Below are 17452 nucleotides of genomic sequence, written 5' to 3'. Positions count from 1 at the left end.
CTTTCTATTGTAAACTGAAAGTCTGAATTTTACAAGTAACAAGGAAAAGTTTATAATGGAAGATAAGGAACTTTTCCTAGTGATTAAAAATGAATGAGGAAGCTATGTCTAACGAAAATAATCATCAGCAAGCCCAGATGTTGCGAGGGACTGCTTGGCTAACGGCTAGTAATTTTATCAGCCGCCTGCTCGGGGCTATTTACATTATTCCTTGGTATATTTGGATGGGGACATATGCCGCTAAGGCAAATGGGCTCTTTACCATGGGTTATAATATTTATGCATGGTTTTTATTGATCTCGACTGCGGGTATTCCTGTTGCAGTCGCAAAGCAAGTCGCTAAGTATAATACCATGAATGAGGAAGAGCATAGTTTTGCCTTAATTCGTAGTTTCTTAGGCTTCATGACAGGATTAGGTGTTTTCTTTGCCCTAATCTTATATTTCATGGCTCCGTGGTTAGCAGACCTTTCAGGTGTTGGAAGTGAGTTAATCCCAATTATGCAGAGCCTATCTTGGGCTGTCTTGATTTTCCCGTCTATGAGTGTTATCCGTGGATTTTTCCAAGGGTTGAATAATCTTAAACCTTATGCCATGAGTCAAATTGCTGAGCAGGTTATCCGTGTTATTTGGATGCTCTTAGCAACCTTTATCATCATGAAGCTCGGTTCAAAAGATTATCTATCAGCAGTTACTCAATCTACTTTTGCGGCCTTTATTGGGATGATGGCGAGTTTTGCAGTACTTCTATATTTCCTATTTAAGGAAGGATTGCTACAAAAAGTCTTTGAAACAAGAGATAAAATAAATAGCAAGCGTCTATTGATTGATACGATTAAGGAAGCTATTCCATTTATCCTAACAGGATCAGCAATTCAGCTCTTCCAAATTTTAGACCAGATGACCTTTATTAATACCATGACTTGGTTGACTAACTATAGCAATGAAGACTTGGTTGTTATGTTCTCTTATTTCTCTGCCAATCCTAACAAAATCACCATGATTTTGATTTCCGTAGGAGTATCAATCGGTAGCGTTGGTTTGCCCCTCTTGACCGAGAACTATGTCAAGGGTGATTTACCAGCAGCTTCTCGGTTGGTGCAAGATAGTATTACCATGCTCTTCTTATTCCTACTACCTGCAACAGTTGGAGTAGTCATGGTTGGTGTCCCTCTTTATACAGTCTTTTACGGTAAACCTGATAGTTTGGCTTTGGGCTTGTTTGTCTTTGCAGTCTTGCAGTCAACTATCCTCGGTTTATACATGGTCTTGTCACCTATGCTTCAAGCTATGTTCCGAAATCGCAAGGCTGTTTTATACTTTGTCTATGGTTCGCTCGCAAAGCTGGTCTTACAATTTCCAGCCATTGCTCTATTCCACAGTTACGGTCCGCTAATTTCTACAACAATCGGATTGATTATTCCAAATGTTTTAATGTACCGTGATATTTGCCAGGTGACGGGTATCCGTCGAAATATTGTTCTAAAACGAACTATCTTAATTTCTATCCTAACCGTAGTGATGTTCCTGCTAGTTGGTTTCATACAATGGATAATAGGATTTTTCTTCCAACCAACTGGACGTCTATGGAGCTTCGTTTATGTTGCTATCATTGGCCTTATGGGAGGAGGCGTCTATGGTGTTCTGAGTCTACGTACTCGACTTTTGGATAAGGTCATTGGACCAGCTAAAGCAGATCGCTTACGTGCACGTTTAAAATTATCATAACAGTTTATAAATAAAACGAACAATTTGAACTTTTTATGTAAAAAAGTCTAAATTGTTCTTTTTTTCTTGAAAAAATACAAAAAAATATAAAAAATGTAGAAAAAAATAAAATTTTAAACATAATTACTTGACTAAAAAAAACATTAGCTGTATAATGATACAAATATTTAAATTTGGAGGTTCTGTTTATGAAAAAGTCTAAGGCAAAATACCTGACGTTAGCAGGCGTCGTCTTAAGTGCTGGTTTGCTTTTGGGAGCTTGTGGTAATTCGACTAGCTCTTCTAAAGTATACAACTATGTATACGCAAGCGATCCTTCTAGTTTGAACTATCTCTTAGAAAACCGTGCAACTACTGGTGATGTTGCTACAAACTTAGTGGATGGTTTGATGGAAAATGACCAGTATGGAAATTATATTCCTTCATTGGCAGAAGATTGGACTGTATCCCAAGATGGTTTGACATATACTTATAAACTTCGTAAGGATGCTAAATGGTATACATCTGAAGGAGAAGAGTATGCTCCAGTTACTGCGCAAGATTTTGTGACAGGGTTGAAATATGCTGCGGATAAAAAATCTGAAGCTTTGTACCTCGTACAAGATTCTGTAGCAGGTTTGGATGATTATATCAACGGAAAAACAACAGACTTTTCAACAGTTGGAGTTAAGGCTATTGATGACCAAACAGTTCAATATACCTTGACAAAACCAGAACCTTATTGGAATTCAAAAACAACTGCAACCATTCTGTTCCCAGTTAATGCTGATTTCTTGAATTCTCAGGGGGACGACTTCGGTAAAGTGGATCCAGCAAATCTTTTGTACAACGGTCCATTTATTCTCAAGTCTTTCACTTCTAAATCTGTCATGGAATACAAGAAAAATCCAAATTACTGGGATGCTAAAAATGTATTCGTAGATGAAGTTAAATTGACCTACTATGATGGTAGTGATCAAGATTCTCTAGTTCGTAGCTTTAGCGAGGGTGTCTATAGTTTTGCGCGTCTCTATCCAAATAGCTCAAGCTTCTCTGGAGTAAAAGAAAAATATAAAGATAACATCATTTATAGTATGCAAAATGCGACATCCTACTATTATAACTTTAACCTAGATAGGAAATCATATAACCACACATCAAAAACGACAGACGCTGAAAAGATGGCCCAACAAGAAGCAGTCTTAAACAAATCATTCCGTCAAGCTATCAACTTTGCCTATGACCGTACTGCTTATGGTGCTCAATCTCAAGGGGAAGATGGAGCAACTAAGATTATCAGAAACTTGCTTGTTCCACCAACATTTGTAACTCTTGAAGGAAAAGACTTTGGTGATGTAGTTGCTTCTAAGATGGTTAACTACGGAAAAGTATGGGAAAATATGAATTTTGATGATGCGCAAGATGCCTACTACAATGCTGATAAAGCTAAGGAAGTCTTTGCTCAAGCTAAGAAAGAACTTGAAGCCAAAGGTGTTCAATTCCCAATTCACTTGGATTTACCAGTTGACCAAACCTTTAAGAAGGGTGTCCAAGAGGCAAGCTCTTTCAAACAGTCTATTGAATCTGTTCTAGGTGCAGATAATGTCGTTATCGATATTCAAATGCTGACTACAGAAGAAATGGATAGTATTGGTTATCTAGCAAATACGGCAGCGCAAAAAGACTATGACCTCTATAACGGTGGTTGGGGACCTGACTATCAAGATCCATCAACCTACCTTGATACTCTAAGTTTAACAAGTGGTGGCTCATTGCAAAACCTTGGTCTAGAACCTGGTGAAACCAATGCTAAAGCAACTGCGGTTGGTTTGGATGTCTATACTAAGATGTTAGAAGAAGCTAATACTGAACAAGTTTTGAACAAACGTTATGATAAGTACGCTGAAGCTCAAGCCTGGTTAGTTGACAGTGCGCTTGCTCTTCCAAACGTTTCTCAAGGTGGAACTCCTGGATTGAGAAGAACTGTACCATTCTCTGCTGCCTTCTCTCAAGCAGGAAATAAAGGTGTTGAATCATACAAATACGTTAAGTTGCAAGATAAGGTTGTTACAACGGCGGAGTATGAAGAAGCTAGACAAAAATGGCTGAAAGAAAAAGAAGAATCTAATAAAAAAGCCCAAGAAGAATTAGCTAAACACGTTAAATAATGACTCTAAATTTAAAAACGGTAATCTTTGATGAGGTTATCGTTTTTCATATAGTTTTAAACTATAACTAGCTCTTGAAAACAAGAAAACGAAGGATCCAAAATAAGTGGTACAATAGTTACTATAGATTTGGAGGTAAAGTATGAGCAAATCATTTCACATCAACACAATTTTAGCCCAAGCAGGTATTAAATCAGATAAAACGACAGGTGCTTTGGTTACACCAATCCACTTTTCAACGACTTATCAACATCCTGAATTTGGAAAATCAACAGGATTTGACTATACACGTACTAAAAATCCAACTCGTAGTAAAGTGGAAGAAGTCTTGGCAGCTATTGAATCCGCCAAGTATGCTTTAGCGACTAGTTCAGGTATGTCTGCGATTGTCTTGGCCTTTAGTGTCTTTCCGGTAGGCAGCAAAGTTTTGGCTGTCCGTGACCTTTACGGTGGTTCTTTCCGATGGTTCAATCAAGTGGAGCAAGAAGGACGTTTCCACTTTAACTATGCCAACACAGAAGAAGAGTTGATTGCTGAGCTAGAAAAGGATGTGGATGTACTTTATATCGAAACACCAACCAACCCTTTGATGTTGGAATTTGATATTGAAAAATTGTCAAAATTAGCTCATGCTAAAGGGGCGACAGTTGTGGTGGATAATACCTTCTACAGCCCTATTTACCAACGCCCGATAGAAGAAGGAGCTGATATTGTCCTTCATTCAGCAACCAAATACCTTGCAGGACATAATGATGTCTTGGCAGGTGTAGTTGTAACTAATAGTTTAGGACTATATGAAAAACTTTTCTACAATCTCAATACGACTGGGGCCGTTTTGTCACCATTTGATAGCTATCAGTTGATTCGTGGTCTCAAGACCTTATCACTTCGTATGGAGCGCTCAACAGCTAATGCTCAAGAGATTGTAGCCTTTTTGGAACAATCACCTGCTGTCAAAGAAGTTTTGTATACAGGTCGTGGGGGAATGATTTCCTTTAAAGTGGCTGATGAGAAGCGTATTCCTCATATCTTAAATACCTTGAAAGTGTTCTCTTTTGCTGAAAGCCTGGGTGGTGTAGAAAGTCTGATTACCTACCCAACCACTCAAACCCATGCAGATATTCCTGTAGAAGTTCGTCATTCTTACGGATTGACAGATGATCTCTTACGCTTATCCATTGGTATTGAGGATGCTAGAGATTTGATTGAAGACTTGCGTCAAGCCTTGGAAGGATAAGACTATGGGAAAATATGATTTTACGACCTTGCCCAATCGTTTTGGACATAATACCTACAAATGGAAAGAAGCCGAGACTGACCGTCAAGTATTGCCAGCCTGGATTGCTGATATGGACTTTGAAGTGTTACCTGAGATTCGTCAGACTGTCCATGACTATGCTGAGCAATTAGTCTATGGCTATACCTATGCTAGTGATGGATTGATTGAAGCGGTTCAAAGCTGGGAGGAAAAACAGCACGGCTATCGCTTTGATAAGGATGCTCTAGTCTTTATCGAAGGGGTAGTACCAGCTATTTCAACAGCCATTCAAGCTTATACCAATGAAGGCCAAGCCGTGCTTATTAACACACCAGTATATCCACCTTTTGCCCGTAGTATTAAGCTCAACAACCGAAAATTGGTCACCAACTCTCTAGTGGAAAAAGATGGACTCTTTGAGATTGACTTTGAGCAATTGGAGAAAGATTTGGTGGAGAATACCGTAAAACTTTATCTACTTTGCAACCCCCACAATCCTGGTGGACGTGTTTGGGAAAAAGAAGTGCTTGAGAAAATTGGACAGCTTTGTCAAAAACACGGGGTCCTGTTAGTATCAGATGAAATTCATCAAGATTTAACCCTATTTGGTCACAAACACCATTCTTTCAATACTGTTAATCCAGCTTTTAAAGATTTCTCTTTGATTCTGAGCAGTGCCACTAAAACTTTTAATATTGCAGGAACAAAAAATTCCTATGTCGTTATTGAGAATCCCAAGTTAAAAATGGCATTCCAAAAACGTCAACTTGCTAATAACCAGCATGAAATATCAGGATTAGGCTATTTGGCTACAGAAACGGCTTATCGTTATGGTAAGGATTGGTTAGGGGAACTCAAAGAAGTCATTGAAAATCATATCAATTATCTAGTTGATTTATTTGGGAAGGAAACTAAAATCAAGGTCATGAAACCTCAAGGAACCTATCTAGTCTGGCTTGACTTTTCAGCTTATGGTTTGTCAGAAGAGGATCTGCAGGGACTATTGAAAAAAGAAGCCAAGGTCATTTTAAACCGTGGTTTGGACTTTGGTGAGGAAGGGGCCCAGCATGCTCGTCTCAATGTGGCCATGCCAACATCAGTTTTAGAAGAAGTTTGTCAACGAATTGTAACCATTTTTGCTAAAGTTTAAAAACTAGCCTTTTAGGACTAAAGTATCCTAGAAGGCTATTTTCATAGGGAGAAATATGGTATAATAAAGAGATAAAGTAAAGGGGAAAATATGGCTAAATTGATTCCGGGGAAGATTCGTACTGAAGGAATAGAACTTTATGAAACTGGAAAGGTTCAAATCATCAAAGAAAAAAACACTCGTCTTTTTGCTCGAGTAGATGAGGAAGAAATTCGCTATAGTTTAGATGATGATTTGGTTTTCTGCGGCTGTGACTTTTTTCAAAAAAGAGGTTACTGTGTTCATTTAGCGGCCTTGGAGCATTATCTTAAAAATGATGAAAAGGGTCGTAAAATTTATATCAATTTAGAGACTGGACAGGAAAAACAAGAAGAAGTTGAGACTCAAGTGTCTTTTGGGAAGCAATTCTTGGATATGATCCAAACTCCTAATTTGCCTAAAAAATATCAAATATCTGTACATGGACAGGTAGAGGCAGGGACTAATCGTATTATTTGGACTTTAAAAATAGGGCTTTCTCCATTTGAAAAATATTATGTCATACGTGACATTCCTTTATTTTTAAAGGTTATAGAAAATCATAAAGGATATATGATTGGTAAAACATATGAATCTGCTATAGAACTTTCTCAGTTTGATGATAGTAGCCAAAATCTCTTGGTTTTTCTACAGGGATTAATAGAAGACCAATCAGATGCTAACCTTTTCTTCAAAAATCAAGGGCGCCATCTTTATTTTCCATTAACCTTTTTTGAGCAAGGTGTAAACCTGTTAATGGAGTTAGACGATTTTCAGTTTGAGCATCAGGTCGCAGCTTATCATCATATCTTGTTTCAAGATTTTGATGGAGCATCAGGTTTTATCTCCTTTAACATTATGGATAATCCAAATTATTATGAGATGGATATTACTGAAGAAAAGCGAAGTAATTCGTTTTATAGAGGTCAGGTTCTGTTTCATAAAGGTACTTTTTATCTTTTGTCAAAAGAGCAAGCTAGTTTATTGGATAAAATAGTAAAATTACCTATGAATAATCAGGGGAGAAAAGTTCTGCAGTTTGATAAAAGTGATCGAGACTTTTTTGCTGCTCAATTAGTTCAACTTTGCAAAATAGGGAAAGTAGTAGCTCCAGAGAGTCTTCAAATCAGAACTTTTCAACCCTTTTTTTACTTTGATAGAGAAGAAGATGGTTCCATTCGATTGGATATGACATTTGACTATAAATCTTGTCTTATAACCTCTCGTAGAGAACTAGAATCCCTCCCCTTTGCAAGCGATATTCAGTTAGAACAAAAGATTTTTCAACTAGCTCTATCCTCTGGATTTGAGGCAGAATTTCAATCTTGGCGTCAAGCTCTTAAATCTGAGGCTATCTTTACTTTCTTTCATAAGGTCATCCCTGAATTTCAATCGTTTGGAGAAGTTTCTATTTCTGGAAAGTTGCAAGAACTTTATCGAGTTCAAAAACCTCAGATTCAGGTTTCTTCACAGGGAAATTTATTAGATATTCATTTTGATTTTCAAGCAATTACTAAAGAAGATATTGACTTGGCTATGAAAGCTTTGGCTAGTCATCAAGATTTTTACATTAACTCATTTAATGAAGTGTTCTTTTTTGATGAGGAGACCAAAAAAGTTCGTCAGGAAATAGAAGATCTGGGTATCGATGAGATTGGAGATGGTTCCTTTAGAGCACGCAAGTCTCTGGCTTATACCATATCTCAGCTATTTAAAAATCAAGAGAACATCTCTTTATCGGATGAATTTCGAGATTTAGCGCGTGATTTGAAACATCCAGAGGAGTTTCCCATGCAAAAAATAGAAATTCAAGCTCAATTAAGAGACTATCAGAAAAAGGGAGTTCAATGGCTTCAGATGCTCCATCACTATGGTTTTGGAGGTGTTTTAGCTGATGATATGGGTTTAGGGAAAACCTTGCAGTGTATCGCCTTTATTAGTAGCCAGATTAAGAAAGATAGTAGAATTTTAATTTTAGCTCCATCTGGTCTAATTTATAATTGGGCTGATGAATTCAAAAAATTTGCACCAGATTTAGACTTGGTCGTTGTCCACGGACTTAAACCGAATCGAGAATCACTTTTGGCAGAAAAACATCAGATATATGTTACTAGTTATGCAACTTTCCGTCAGGATAGTGACATATACAAGCAGATGTCTTTTGACTTTCTATTTTTAGATGAAGCGCAAGTGATGAAGAATGCGCAAACTAAGATTGCTAAAATTTTAAGACAGTTTCTCGTACCATCAATCTTTGCTCTTTCAGGAACCCCAATTGAAAACCATCTTGGAGAACTGTGGTCCATTTTCCAAATCGTCTTGCCAGGTTTACTACCAGAAAAAAATGATTTTATGAAATTATCTGCAGAGCAGGTATCTCAATTTATTAAACCTTTTGTTATGCGACGCAAGAAGAAAGAAGTTCTATCAGAGTTACCTGACTTGATAGAAGTAGTCTATAAAAATGAACTTGAAGACCAACAAAAAGCCATATATCTAGCGCAACTCCAACAGATGAAGGAGCGCTTGGTCCAAGTGACAGAGACAGAATTTCAAAAAAACCGTGTAGATATTTTAACGGGTATCATGCGTCTGCGTCAGATTTGTGATACACCAGCCTTGTTTATGGATGATTATGAAGGGGCCAGTGGCAAGTTAGATAGTTTGCGTGATCTTCTAATACAGATTTCCGAAAGTGGTCACAGGGTTTTAATTTTTTCTCAATTTAGAGGTATGTTGGATCTTATAGAGAAAGAGCTGCCTAGTTTAGGTTTATCATCTTTTAAAATAACAGGTTCTACACCTTCTAAGGAACGTCAAGAGATGACTAAGGAATTTAATCAAGGTGAGAAGGATGTCTTCTTAATTTCACTTAAAGCTGGAGGAGTTGGTCTAAATTTAACAGGAGCTGATACGGTCATTTTGGTTGATTTATGGTGGAATCCTGCAGTCGAATCTCAAGCTATTGGTAGAGCACACAGAATGGGCCAAGAAAAGATTGTTGAGGTTTATAGATTGGTAACACGTGGCACTATCGAGGAGAAGATTCAGGAACTACAAGAACAGAAAAAGAATCTAGTCTCAGAGGTCTTGGATGGAACTGAGTCTCGTGCAAGTCTGTCTCTTGATGAAATCAGGGAAATTTTAGGAATATCGTAAGACAAGACTTGAAAAATCAGGACTTTACGCTATAATGGAGTATTGAAAGGAAATAAAAATGAATCAAAAACGGTTTCCAATAATATCAGATGATGAGATCATGCTATCAGAGATGCCAGTCATGAACTTATATGATGAATCAGACTTTATTAGTAATATCAAGGGAGACTACCAAGACAAGAATTACTTAGAGTGGTCACCAATTATTAAGGATAAACCTTCGAATCAACAACATAATAGGCAAGTTTCTGAAAAAACAGAAAAAAGCTATGCTGAATTGGCTCGCGAAGAAGCAAGAGCGGATTTGAAGAAAAAACGTTCAGCTAGTTATCTGACACAGGATATTACGCATGTAAGACGCCATAAAAGTTCTAAGATTGCTAAACCATCGAAGCAGCCTACGGCTCCTTTCCAAAAGGAGAATCCAGGAGAATATACAAAATACAGTAAAAAATTGACTCAAAGTCATTACATTTTGGCTGAGAATATAGTTCAGATACAAAAGTCTTCTAAAGAGGATAATCTAGGTTCAAAGAAAAACAATTTTGATTTCTTGAAGAAAAGCCAAATATATAACAAAAAAGAAAATCAAGCTGAAAAAGAACGAAAAGTTGCTCAAGAACTTAACTTGACAAATATAACAGAATAATAAAGGGGAATAAGATGGCAAAAATCTATCATTTTATCGGAATCAAAGGATCAGGTATGAGTGCTTTGGCCTTGATGTTACATCAAATGGGACATAAGGTTCAAGGGTCTGATGTTGACAAGTACTATTTTACACAACGTGGATTGGAGCAAGCAGGGATTACTATTCTTCCTTTTGATGAGAAGAATTTGCAGGGAGATTTAGAAATTATCGCTGGAAACGCTTTTCGTCCTGATAATAATGTTGAAATCGCTTATGCAGACCAAAACGGCCTTAGCTATAAACGTTACCATGAGTTTCTTGGAAACTTTATGCGTGACTTTGTCAGCATGGGAGTAGCCGGAGCCCACGGTAAAACTTCTACGACGGGAATCCTATCACATGTTTTATCACATATCACTGATACAAGTTATTTAATCGGAGATGGTACAGGTCGTGGATCTGAAAATGCCAAGTACTTTGTTTTTGAATCAGATGAATATGAGCGTCACTTCATGCCTTATCATCCAGAATACTCCATCATTACCAATATCGATTTTGATCATCCAGACTACTTTACTAGTCTAGAGGATGTATTCAATGCCTTTAATGATTATGCAAAACAAATTACTAAAGGTTTGTTTGTTTATGGTGAAGATGAAGAGCTACGTAAGATTACTGCCAATGCTCCAATTTATTACTATGGTTTTGAAGAGAAAAACAATGACTTTGTAGCAAGCGATTTACTTCGTTCAACGACAGGTTCTACTTTTACAGTCTATTTCCGTGGAGAAAATCTTGGTCAATTCCATATTCCAACCTTTGGACGCCATAACATCATGAATGCCACAGCAGTGATTGGCTTACTTTACACAGCTGGATTTGATCTAGATTTGGTACGTGAGCATTTGAATACCTTTGGTGGAGTTAAGCGTCGTTTCACAGAGAAGGTTGTTAATGACACAGTAATTATTGATGATTTTGCCCACCATCCAACTGAAATTATTGCGACCTTGGATGCTGCTCGCCAGAAATATCCAAGTAAGGAAATCGTTGCTATTTTCCAACCTCACACTTTTACTAGAACTATTGCTTTGTTGGATGATTTTGCACAAGCTTTGAACCAGGCTGATGCAGTTTACTTAGCACAAATCTATGGTTCTGCTCGTGAAGTTGACCATGGTGATGTTAAGGTTGAAGATTTAGCAGCCAAGATTGATAAAAAACATCAAGTTATCACTGTTGAAAATGTGTCTCCTCTCTTAGACCATGACAATGCTGTATACGTCTTTATGGGAGCAGGTGACATTCAATCATATGAATACTCATTCGAACGTCTCTTGTCAAATTTGACAAGTAATGTTCAGTAAGGAATAACTATGGAATTTCCAATATCAATTCGGGAGGCTCAAGCATCTGATTTGGATCAAATCTACTTGATTATAGAAAAGAATGCTGACTCCTGCAGAAATATTAGTAAAGAAATGATAGAAGAACGTATCCGCAACCATGCGGGTACTTTTCTCTTAGCTAGCCTTGAGGAGCAGGTGATTGGTTTTATTATAGGAGCTGATTTAACTGAAACAAGTTCGAAGGATTCAGCTTTTGATATAGACTACGTTCATTCTATTAGTAAAGTGCCTATTATCATTTTAAGTTTGGTGATTCATCCTGATTATCGAGGGCAAGGATTTGGGACACTTTTACTAGCAGCTTTGAAAGAGAGTAGTCGTTTAACCAATAAATCCGGACTTTATCTTCCCTGCACTGATAAAATGCTGTCTTATTTTGAGATTAATGCATTTATCGAACATGGCTTTGCTGAATCGGAAAACAGCAGTGATCCTTATTTTCATATGCATTGGGATAATCCGTATTATCAGGAGGAAATATGATAATCAGAGAAGCAAGACTGGCGGATCTTGATCGTATTCAAGAAATTGAGTTGGAAAACTTCTCTGTGGAAGAAGCGATTCCACGTACTGTTTTTGAAGCACATTTAAGAGAAATTAAGACAAGCTTTTTGGTTGCTGAAAAAGACGGCCATATTTTAGGCTATATTGAAGGACCTGTAGTGCCACATAGATATTTGCAAGATAAATCTTTTACAGAAGAAATTGAAGACCACAGTCATCATTCTGGTGGCTACATTTCAATTACTTGTTTGTCTGTTGCTAAGGAAGCTCAATCTCTAGGTCTTGGCCGAAAATTATTGACAGCTTTAAAGAACATTGCTCTGGAGCACGAGCGCCAAGGTATCAATCTGACTTGCCATGATTATCTTATTAGCTACTACGAAAAGCATGGATTTATCAATGAAGGAAAATCTGAATCTAAGTTTGCAGGAGAAGAATGGTATAATATGGTCTGGCAAAATGAGAAAAAGTTTTAGACAGCCAACTATAGTTGCTTTTATTTGGTTTTTAAGATATAATATTATGGATTATCAACAAGGAGGTAATACCTTTGAGCGAAAATTCAAGAGAAGAAGAAAAGCTAAGTTTTAAAGAGCAAATTTTGCGAGATTTAGAACGACTAAAAAAAGAAGATAGGATTTCAGAACCTACAAGTGACCTATTTGAAACTTTAACAAATACTTATACATCAGAACAAGAAAAACTGGAAAGTAAAACAGCAGAAGAAGAATTAATTGCTAATTCTGTGTCTGCAGTGGATCAATTGATTGCTAATGCACCAAGCGTTCCACCTCGTTCGTTTGCTACCGAAGAAGACTCAGTAGAGTCTGTTGAGTATAATCAACCTGATGTTGTGGAAGAGGAAATTGATTCAACACCTACTAGAGTTACAGTGTCATACCAAACACAAGTTGATTCACAACTTGAAGATCAGGAAAACACTTTTGAGACTAATATTGAAGAAGAAACTGTTGTGATTCCAGTTCAAGAAGATTCAAGCTCAGAGGAAACAGATACCCCTAGACGTAGCCGTAGAGATTCTGTGAAACCAACTAAGAAAAAGAAGAAATTTCGTTTTGTACGATTTTTAGTAACTTTACTTATTCTACTCGCTCTTCTTGGAGTAGGTGGTTTTTATGGATACCGCTATGCTAAGTCAGCATTGCAACCTGTAGATTCATCTTCTAAGCAATTTGTAAAAGTTTATATTCCAAATGGGGCTAATAGTCAAGAAATTGGCTCAATACTTGAGAAATCAGGTTTGGTTAAACATGGTTTACTTTTTACAGCATATGTAAAATATAAAAATTATTCGGATTTAAAATCTGGTTATTTTAATTTACAGAAAAGTATGAGTACTGAAGATCTGATTAAAGCATTACAAGTAGGAGGAACTCCAGAGCCTCAAGAAGTAATCTTTGCAAATCTAACTATTCCTGAAGGCTACACTCTTGAACAGATTTCCCAAGCTGTTGGTCAACTACAAGGTGACTTTAAAGAAGCTTTGACTGCTGAAGCTTTTATGGCTAAAGTTCAAGATGAAAACTTTATTGCTCAAGAGGTTGCAAAATATCCAAAACTTCTTGAAAGTTTACCTGCAAAAGATAGTGGTGTTCGTTATCGCTTAGAAGGTTTTCTATTCCCAGCAACATATACAATTAAAGAGAGCACAACTATTGAAAGCTTGATTGATGAAATGCTTGCTACAATGGACAAAAACCTCTCTCCACATTATGCTACTATCAAGGAAAAGAACCTAACAGTAAATGAACTCTTAACTATTGCTTCACTTGTAGAGAAGGAAGGGGCAAAAACGGAAGATCGTAAGCTTATCGCTGGAGTCTTCTATAACCGTTTGAATCTCGGCATACCACTTCAAAGCAATATCGCTATTCTTTATGCAGAAGGTAAACTTGGTCAAAAAATCAGTCTTGCTGATGATGTGGCTATTAACACAGAAATCAACTCACCTTATAACGTTTATACGAATATTGGCCTAATGCCTGGTCCAGTTGATAGCCCAAGCTTAGATGCCATCGAATCAAGTATCAATCAAACTAAGAGTGATAATCTCTTCTTTGTTGCGAATGTTCAAGATGGAAAAGTCTACTTTGCAGCAACGAAAGAAGAACATGATAAGAACGTTGAAGAGCACATCAATAGTAAACTAAAACAATCAAATAATGCAAACTAAAATTATGTGGTTTTCCACATAATTTTGCTTTAACGAATAAAATATTATAGATAAGTAAAAGAAAGTTGAGAAAAATGGTAGAAAAAACATACCCAATGACGATTGAAGAAAAGGAAAAACTCGAAAAAGAATTAGAAGAGTTGAAACTTGTTCGTCGTCCAGAAGTTGTTGAACGTATTAAGATTGCACGTTCATATGGTGACTTGTCAGAGAACAGTGAGTACGAAGCAGCAAAAGATGAGCAAGCCTTTGTTGAAGGACAAATCTCTAGTTTGGAAACTAAAATCCGTTATGCTGAAATTGTTAACAGTGATGCTGTTGCTCAAGATGAGGTTGCTATTGGTCGAACTGTAACTATTCAAGAAATTGGCGAAGAAGATGAAGAAGTATACATCATCGTTGGTTCAGCTGGGGCAGATGCCTTTGCAGGAAAAGTTTCAAATGAAAGCCCAATTGGTCAAGCCTTGATTGGTAAGAAAAAAGGTGATACAGCTACTATTGAAACACCAGTTGGTAGCTACGATGTTAAAATCTTAAAAGTTGAAAAAACCGTTTAATAGGAAAAAAAGAAGGAGTAGATTTAGGGAAAGCGTTTCCTATCACTCCTTTTCTTAATTCTAAAAATTAAGGAGATTATATGAATTCAGAAAAAAAGCACAAACAGAAAAGTAAAATGGAGCGTGGCTTAACCAATCGCCATGTTCAGGTTATGGCCATTGCCGGAACGATTGGTACGGGATTATTTCTTGGAGCTGGTCGGTCTATCAGTTTAACTGGACCTTCGATAGTCTTGGTCTATATGATTACAGGTGGCTTCATGTATCTCATGATGCGTGCTATCGGGGAAATGTTGTACCAGGATCCAGAGCAACACACCTTTATCAATTTTATTACTCGTTATCTAGGTAAGGGATGGGGCTATTTTTCGGTTTGGTCTTATTGGTTATCAGTAGTCTTTATTGGTATGGCAGAGATTACAGCTATTGCTCACTATGTTCAGTTTTGGTTTCCGTCTTTGCCATTTTGGTTGATTCAGGTTGTCTTTTTAACAATATTAGGGTTGGTCAATCTGATTGCAGTTAAAATATTTGGTGAAGTGGAATTTTGGTTTGCCATGATTAAAATCGTTGCTATTCTTGCCATGATTGTGACGGGTATTTTTATGGTCTTGACTGGCTTTAAAACTCCTTATGGATCAGCAAGCCTTATCAATATCAGTGAGCAATTCTCCCTTTTCCCAAATGGAGGAATAAACTTTATCATGGCCTTTCAAATGGTTTTCTTTGCTTACTTGATGATTGAGTTTATCGGTGTTACAACATCTGAAACTAAGGACCCTAGAAAAGTCTTGCCTAAGGCTGTTAAGGAAATTCCCTTGCGAATTATCTTTTTCTACGGTGGAGCTCTCTTAGCTATCATGTCTATTATTCCTTGGCGTGAGCTTTCTGCGACAGATTCACCATTTGTAACGGTATTTGAACTTGTTGGTCTTAAGTGGGCAGCAGCCTTGATTAACTTCGTTGTCTTGACATCAGCTGCATCAGCCTTGAATTCAACCCTTTACTCAACAGGGCGACACTTGTACCAAATTGCTCATGATTCACCAAACCGTTTCTTGAAAGCTATCAAAGCAGATACACTCTCACGTCACAACGTTCCTCAGAATGCAATCATTGCTTCAGCCGTTTTGATTGGTCTTGCAGCCTTCATCAATGTACTTCCTGGCGTATCAGATGCCTTTGCTTTGATTACAGCTTCTTCATCAGGTGTTTATATCGCTATCTACATCTTGATCATGGTAGCCCATCTCAAATATCGTAAGTCTATGGACTTTATGGCAGATGGCTATCTCATGCCCCAATATCGCTTGCTAAATCCTCTGACTATGCTCTTCTTTATCTTTGTATTTGGAACTCTCTTCTTACAAGAATCAACTGTAATGGGAGCTAGAGGTTCAGCAATCTGGATTGTCGCTTTTGGGATTTACAGCCAATGGAAGTTTAGAAAATAAGTCAGAAGCTCATCAACTCAGGTTGGTGAGTTTTAGTTTGACAGTTCTTTAAAATAGGAATATAATCAAGGCGTAAGTGTCTTTGAGGAGGGTTTGATGCACATTCGATTGGAGAATACAGAGTCTCAGAAAGCGCAAAAAATTGGAGAGTTGGTTCGCTCTTATAATCGTTCCAAAAGGGAAGCAGCTGAAAGTGAGCCACTTAACCTCTACGTTGAAGATGATAGCGGTGAACTCCTGGCTGGTTTAGTAGCAGAGACCTTTGGAAATTGGCTAGAAATCGAGTATTTATTTGTGAAGGAAGACTTGCGAGGACAAGGAATTGGCTCCCAACTATTGCAGCGGGCAGAAAGTGAAGCTAAGAAGAGAAATTGTTGCTTTGCTTTTGTAAATACTTATCAGTTTCAAGCACCAACCTTTTACCAAAAGCATGGCTATAAGGAAGTTTTTACATTGAAGGATTATCCCTTCACTGGACAAAGACACTATTATCAAAAAGATTTGTAAATTAAAATTGGGAATGAAATAAAGTGATTAGATACATAATGATGGAGATAGGCTAATGGATATCATACTAGATATGGGAAATGTTCTATTGGAATGGAACAAGGATAAAATTTTGAAAGCTGTGGCTAAAACAGAAAAAGATTATCTGATATTAGACAAGGCGATTTTCCAGTCAGGTTTATGGGAACGATTGGACCTGGGGACTTTGAGTCGAGAAGAATTGGTTGATAAGATTCTATCCCTATTAGGAGATTGCTATCAGAAAAAGGTTGAAGAAGTCATTTGGAACTGGCCTGCCTATATCGATATTTACACGGAAGTCTTTCCGCTTCTTGCACGTTTAAAGGAAAAAGGCCATCGTATTTTTGTCCTATCTAATACCTCACCAGTTTTTTATGAATTATTGAAAGATCAACTAGCACCTCTAGAAAAGATTTTAGATGGTTTTGTTCTTTCCTGTGATATCAAGGCTATCAAACCTGATCGAAAAATGTTTGAAGAAATCCTCCGTAAATATCAGTTGGATCCAGCAAATTGTGTCTTTCTTGATGATATAGCAGACAACACTAACATGGCTGAAAGTTTAGGCATCAAAGCCTATCAAGTCAAACAGAGAAGTGACGTTGTAGATATTTTGAAAAAATTTGAATAAGCTGAAAACTCTCTATCATTTAGTTGGTAGAGAGTTTTTGTTAAAAAAATCGTACAAAATGACAGATATATATTGCATAATGTAA

The 17452-nt window shown here is 37.2% G+C and carries 14 protein-coding genes; all 14 read left to right on the top strand.

All coding sequences use genetic code 11. From position 1 onward, the window contains the following. Nucleotides 1-104 precede the first annotated feature (104 nt). A complete protein-coding gene (locus QM847_RS03605) occupies nucleotides 105-1727 on the top strand; it encodes a putative polysaccharide biosynthesis protein (protein WP_414353888.1) in 1623 nt (540 codons plus the stop codon). A gap of 188 nt (nucleotides 1728-1915) precedes the next feature. Further along, complete coding sequence (locus QM847_RS03600; RefSeq protein ID WP_414353886.1) at nucleotides 1916-3874, top strand: peptide ABC transporter substrate-binding protein; 1959 nt, start codon at nucleotides 1916-1918, stop codon at nucleotides 3872-3874. A 142-nt stretch (nucleotides 3875-4016) separates the two neighbouring features. Further along, nucleotides 4017-5111, top strand: a complete 1095-nt coding sequence (locus QM847_RS03595) for a cystathionine gamma-synthase (protein WP_414353885.1) — start codon at nucleotides 4017-4019, stop codon at nucleotides 5109-5111. A gap of 4 nt (nucleotides 5112-5115) precedes the next feature. Then, a complete protein-coding gene (locus QM847_RS03590) occupies nucleotides 5116-6282 on the top strand; it encodes a MalY/PatB family protein (protein ID WP_414353884.1) in 1167 nt (388 codons plus the stop codon). A 90-nt stretch (nucleotides 6283-6372) separates the two neighbouring features. Continuing rightward, a complete protein-coding gene (locus tag QM847_RS03585) occupies nucleotides 6373-9459 on the top strand; it encodes an SNF2 helicase associated domain-containing protein (protein ID WP_414353882.1) in 3087 nt (1028 codons plus the stop codon). 58 nt (nucleotides 9460-9517) lie between these two features. Continuing rightward, entirely contained in the window at nucleotides 9518-10108 is a 591-nt protein-coding gene (locus QM847_RS03580; RefSeq protein WP_414353880.1) for a cystathionine gamma-synthase, read from the top strand. Between the two features lie 14 nt (nucleotides 10109-10122). Next, on the top strand, nucleotides 10123-11457 hold the full coding sequence (gene murC, locus QM847_RS03575; RefSeq protein ID WP_414353878.1) for a UDP-N-acetylmuramate--L-alanine ligase: 1335 nt from the start codon (nucleotides 10123-10125) through the stop codon (nucleotides 11455-11457). A 9-nt stretch (nucleotides 11458-11466) separates the two neighbouring features. After that, nucleotides 11467-11982 (top strand): GNAT family N-acetyltransferase, encoded by a 516-nt coding sequence (locus QM847_RS03570; protein WP_414353877.1) that lies wholly within the window; start codon nucleotides 11467-11469, stop codon nucleotides 11980-11982. Beyond that, nucleotides 11979-12479 (top strand): GNAT family N-acetyltransferase, encoded by a 501-nt coding sequence (locus tag QM847_RS03565; RefSeq protein ID WP_269797376.1) that lies wholly within the window; start codon nucleotides 11979-11981, stop codon nucleotides 12477-12479. The genes QM847_RS03570 and QM847_RS03565 overlap by 4 nt, the downstream gene beginning before the upstream one ends. Before the next feature lie 74 nt (nucleotides 12480-12553). Beyond that, nucleotides 12554-14197, top strand: coding sequence for an endolytic transglycosylase MltG (mltG, locus tag QM847_RS03560; RefSeq protein ID WP_414353874.1), 1644 nt, complete (start codon nucleotides 12554-12556; stop codon nucleotides 14195-14197). Between the two features lie 74 nt (nucleotides 14198-14271). Then, nucleotides 14272-14754, top strand: a complete 483-nt coding sequence (gene greA, locus QM847_RS03555; RefSeq protein ID WP_269797375.1) for a transcription elongation factor GreA — start codon at nucleotides 14272-14274, stop codon at nucleotides 14752-14754. An 80-nt stretch (nucleotides 14755-14834) separates the two neighbouring features. After that, nucleotides 14835-16208 carry an amino acid permease gene (locus QM847_RS03550; protein ID WP_414353871.1) on the top strand — a complete coding sequence of 458 codons (1374 nt, stop codon included), beginning with the start codon at nucleotides 14835-14837 and terminating at the stop codon, nucleotides 16206-16208. Between the two features lie 96 nt (nucleotides 16209-16304). Then, the gene (locus tag QM847_RS03545) at nucleotides 16305-16715 is read left to right on the top strand and encodes a GNAT family N-acetyltransferase (RefSeq protein ID WP_414353868.1); all 411 of its coding nucleotides are present in this window, start codon (nucleotides 16305-16307) and stop codon (nucleotides 16713-16715) included. A 55-nt stretch (nucleotides 16716-16770) separates the two neighbouring features. Continuing rightward, nucleotides 16771-17367: an HAD family hydrolase gene (locus QM847_RS03540; protein ID WP_414353866.1), complete on the top strand. Its 597-nt coding sequence runs from the start codon at nucleotides 16771-16773 to the stop codon at nucleotides 17365-17367. The last annotated feature ends 85 nt before the right edge of the window (nucleotides 17368-17452 follow it).

Source organism: Streptococcus timonensis, from assembly GCF_047463455.1.
Taxonomy (GTDB): domain Bacteria; phylum Bacillota; class Bacilli; order Lactobacillales; family Streptococcaceae; genus Streptococcus; species Streptococcus timonensis_B.
The sequence above is the reverse complement of the archived record's forward strand: the minus strand, read 5'-3'. Positions and strand labels throughout refer to the sequence as shown.

Excerpts from the sequence above, each read along its gene's own strand:
- QM847_RS03605 (WP_414353888.1), top strand. The coding sequence starts at position 105 with ATGTCTAACGAAAATAATCATCAGCAAGCCCAGATGTTGCGAGGGACT.
- QM847_RS03600 (WP_414353886.1), top strand. The coding sequence starts at position 1,916 with ATGAAAAAGTCTAAGGCAAAATACCTGACGTTAGCAGGCGTCGTCTTA.
- QM847_RS03595 (WP_414353885.1), top strand. The coding sequence starts at position 4,017 with ATGAGCAAATCATTTCACATCAACACAATTTTAGCCCAAGCAGGTATT.
- QM847_RS03590 (WP_414353884.1), top strand. The coding sequence starts at position 5,116 with ATGGGAAAATATGATTTTACGACCTTGCCCAATCGTTTTGGACATAAT.
- QM847_RS03585 (WP_414353882.1), top strand. The coding sequence starts at position 6,373 with ATGGCTAAATTGATTCCGGGGAAGATTCGTACTGAAGGAATAGAACTT.
- QM847_RS03580 (WP_414353880.1), top strand. The coding sequence starts at position 9,518 with ATGAATCAAAAACGGTTTCCAATAATATCAGATGATGAGATCATGCTA.
- murC (WP_414353878.1), top strand. The coding sequence starts at position 10,123 with ATGGCAAAAATCTATCATTTTATCGGAATCAAAGGATCAGGTATGAGT.
- QM847_RS03570 (WP_414353877.1), top strand. The coding sequence starts at position 11,467 with ATGGAATTTCCAATATCAATTCGGGAGGCTCAAGCATCTGATTTGGAT.
- QM847_RS03565 (WP_269797376.1), top strand. The coding sequence starts at position 11,979 with ATGATAATCAGAGAAGCAAGACTGGCGGATCTTGATCGTATTCAAGAA.
- greA (WP_269797375.1), top strand. The coding sequence starts at position 14,272 with ATGGTAGAAAAAACATACCCAATGACGATTGAAGAAAAGGAAAAACTC.
- QM847_RS03550 (WP_414353871.1), top strand. The coding sequence starts at position 14,835 with ATGAATTCAGAAAAAAAGCACAAACAGAAAAGTAAAATGGAGCGTGGC.
- QM847_RS03545 (WP_414353868.1), top strand. The coding sequence starts at position 16,305 with ATGCACATTCGATTGGAGAATACAGAGTCTCAGAAAGCGCAAAAAATT.
- QM847_RS03540 (WP_414353866.1), top strand. The coding sequence starts at position 16,771 with ATGGATATCATACTAGATATGGGAAATGTTCTATTGGAATGGAACAAG.